Source organism: Intrasporangium sp. DVR (genome assembly GCF_040365325.1).
Classification (GTDB): Bacteria; Actinomycetota; Actinomycetes; order Actinomycetales; family Dermatophilaceae; genus Intrasporangium.
Genome location: NZ_BAABZW010000060.1, coordinates 1 through 3333 on the forward strand (window position 1 = coordinate 1; position 3333 = coordinate 3333).

The window sequence follows — 3333 nt, forward strand, 5'->3', positions numbered from 1 at the left end:
TACACGCCGATCAGGCCACCGCGCCGTGAACGATCCGGGTTAGCGTGGTCCCGGGTGTTCACGCCGCGATCGGTGTCGGCGCGTAGCCAATGATGCGGCATCGGTAGTTGTCGTGATTCCTGTACCCCCGGCCGGCCCTCTTGAACGCTTTCGCGGTGAGGTTCGCGGCCTCGGATCGCGCGTTGGTGAGTCTGGTGCGGCAGAAGGTGAGCAGCTCGCGGCGCCAGGCGGTCAGGGTCTTGAACAGCGCGAGGGGTTCGGGCAGGCGGGTGGCCTTGACGGCGCGCTCGAGCGCGGCCCATTCGCGTTGGAAGGAGGCGGTGTCGCGGGCGGCGAGGGTTGGCGGACGTGTTCCTTGATGCCCCAGGCGACGGCGAGCTCGATGTCCTGCTCGAGGATCTGTTGGAGGCGGGCGTGTTGGCGCACGGAGAGCCGGTCGCCGGCGCAGACCAGCAGCTGCCGGTACTTGTATGGGACGTCGATGTTGCGCCCGCGGCGGGTGTGCAGCTCCCAGACGCGCCGGCGGCGGACCTTGGTGACCATCTCGTTGGCCAGACGGATGACGTGCCAGTGGTCGGCGCTGATCCTCGCCTTGGGTAGCGCCTTGCGGACGGCGGCGCGGAACTCGCTGCTCAGGTCTATCGCGACGAGCTGGACGCGGCGGCGCCACCAGCGGGGCCGGACGGCCAGCCAGGTGGTGACGGCCTTGCCGCGGCGGCCGTCGACGACATCGAGGATGGCGCCGGTGTCCAGGTCGGTGAACACGATCGACCACGGCTCGTCGCGGGTGACGGTGCCGTGCTCGTCGCGGGTGTAGCGCACCCGGCGGAAGCGGTGCTCGTCGATCCCGAGCCGGCGGATGTGCCGCAGGTCGACCTGGCCGGTCAGGTCGATGGTGGAGGTGAGCAGCCGCATCACGGTCGGCCAGGACAGCCCGGCCTAGTGCGCGACCCTGCTGACGGCGCCTGGTTCGGCCCGGCAGGCGCTGATGACCTGTTCGGCGAGGCGGGTGGTGACCCGGGAGCTGGTCGGTCTGTTCGGTGAATGTTCTTCTGGGGCAGATGGTTTCGGCGCAGACGTATCTGCGTTTGCGGACGAGCACGTCGAGCCGGTCGCCGCCGCAGGACACGTCCTTGACGTGTTGGACCGGCCGCGCCTGCACCCGGGAGGAGAGGACCCCGCAGGACGGGCAGGCGCCCTCGGCGGCGCTCGTCTCGATGATCACCCGCCGGGGCTGGTCGCCGCTGGCACGGGTCGCCGAGACGACTCGGTAGTCGGGCAGGTTGAACAGGATCGACGCGGCATCGGCGTCGAACGTAGGGTGGTGCACGCTCGCGGTCCTCGCTCTGGGATGTCTAGGCAACACCCATGCTGGCGTAGGGCCGCGAGCCCTTCTTCAGGGGCTCACCACGCTAAAGATCGAAGAGATTCCCTAACTGTTGTCAAGGGCCTTGGGGTGGTGGTGCCCAGGGTCGAGGAGATGGCGGATGGGCACCGGCTTGTGGGGTGCGTCCCTCCGCCTTGGCGAGGGTACGGCGGTGGTCGTCGAGGTCAAGGTCGTTCGTCCTCGGCACAGCCAAGTCCCGGAGGGAGCTGCCTGTGCCTTGCGGGCGCTGCACCTTGACGTCTCCTCGGCACCGCCGTGTCGGGCAGCGGCCGGGGGGACGGCGCCGGTCGTGGCCGGTCGTCGGCGTCGTTGCTGGTGGCCCGCGGGGGTCGTGCGCTATTTGGTGAGCTTGGCTCGGTGGGTCGCGGCGGAACGAGCCCGGGCGCGGGCTCGGACGTCGTCGGGCACGGCGTACACGGTGCGGGCCAGCTGCTTGCCGGCCGCGACCGTGACCGGGGTACCGTCCACGTCGCGCAGCTGGTAGGGCTCGCCGCGGGCGAGCACCGTCCAGGTCCGCTCGATCAGCTTGCGCGCCACGGCGACGGTGGCCTGGGTGTGGCAGTGTCCGCGCTCGAGCATCAGGTGCTGGTAGTAGGCGGCCAGCTGTGGGTCGGTGCGCCGGGCGCCGCCAGCTGCTTGGTAGAACGCCAGCCGCAACACCGGCGGGCCCTCCTTGGTGATCGCCCGGGACGGCTGGGTGATGGTGCCTGAGGACCAGTTCGACGGGGTCATCCCGACATAGGACGCGGCCGCCTTCGCCGTGGTGAACCCGGTGCCGTCGCCGAGGAAGGCGCGCACGGTCGGTGCGGTCATCGGGCCCATCCCGGGCAGCGAGCCGAGCAGCGGGTCGTCGCCGTACAGCAGGGCCCAGTACCGGGTGGCCTGCCCGGTGGCTCGGGCGATCCGCTCGCCGCTGGCGCGCAGGTCGGCCAGGTGCTCGGCCACCTCCCAGGCGAGGGCGTCCAGGTCGAGGTACCCGCCCCAGAAGATGCCCCACGCCGCGGCCGCGGCACGGATGGCCTCGGCGCGGGCGGGCACGTCCTGCACGCCTCGGGTGTGTCCGGCCACGACCGCGGTCAGGCTCGAGCGCCTCGCCGTGGCAAGCGAGTTCAGGTTCGGCCATCGGGTGAGCACCGCGGTGGCGGTGGGCATCGACCCGGCGAACGCGGTCCACACGTCGGGGAAGGCCCAGCGGGCCAGGGAGATCAGGCGCCGCTTGGCGCGGTTGCCGTCGACGACCAGCTTCCCGCGTCGGGTGACCGCCCGGCGCAGCGCCAGCTGGTCCGGGCTGGGGACTCGCAGCGGGGTCAGGGTGAACACATCGGCGGCCATCGCCAGCACGTCCGCGTCGATCACGTCGGACTTGTCCTTGCCGGTGATCGCCCCGCGCAGCCGGGCAGCGTGCCGGGCCCCGACCAGGGACAGCTCCAAGCCGGCCTCGCGCAACGCGATGGACAGCCCGAGCCACGTCATCGAGGTCGGCTCGGCGACAGCGACCACGCCCGGGTAGGGCGTCAGTCGCTGCCCGAGCCGGCGCAGACCAGCCAGCGTCGGCGGGACGTGGAAGCGGGTCGCGAGTACCTGCCCGTCGGCGCGGTACTCGCGCACGCACACGTGGTGATCGGCGACCACCGCGGCATCGATCCCGACCTGTACCCGGACCGTTGCCGGGTCGCCAGCATCAGCCCGGCCGGCGCCGGGAAGGGTAACGTTCTTGAGCACGAGGGTTCCTCCGTTCGACTCCTTCGCCGAACCCCAAGCCCGTCAAACGTTCACCGGCCAAGTGGATCTTCCGGGCAGGCGGTCCGGCCTCTGATGATCGGGAGAACCCTCGTGCTCGCACTTGCGTTCACGAGCCACGAGCAAGCCCGTCCCGGCCAATCGCCGCCCCAGCCACGCCCGATGGTGGCTCTTCGGAACTGAGCGTGGGTGAGGCGCTCGGCGTG

At 71.2% G+C, this 3333-nt stretch carries 1 protein-coding gene and 1 pseudogene; both read right to left on the bottom strand.

The annotated features are described in order from the left end of the window. Positions 1-58 precede the first annotated feature (58 nt). Positions 59-1330 (bottom strand): annotated as a pseudogene (locus tag ABWV20_RS19320) (ISL3 family transposase). 393 nt (positions 1331-1723) lie between these two features. Beyond that, on the bottom strand, positions 1724-3109 hold the full coding sequence (locus tag ABWV20_RS19325) for an IS110 family RNA-guided transposase (protein ID WP_353358117.1): 1386 nt from the start codon (positions 3107-3109) through the stop codon (positions 1724-1726). Positions 3110-3333 lie beyond the last annotated feature (224 nt).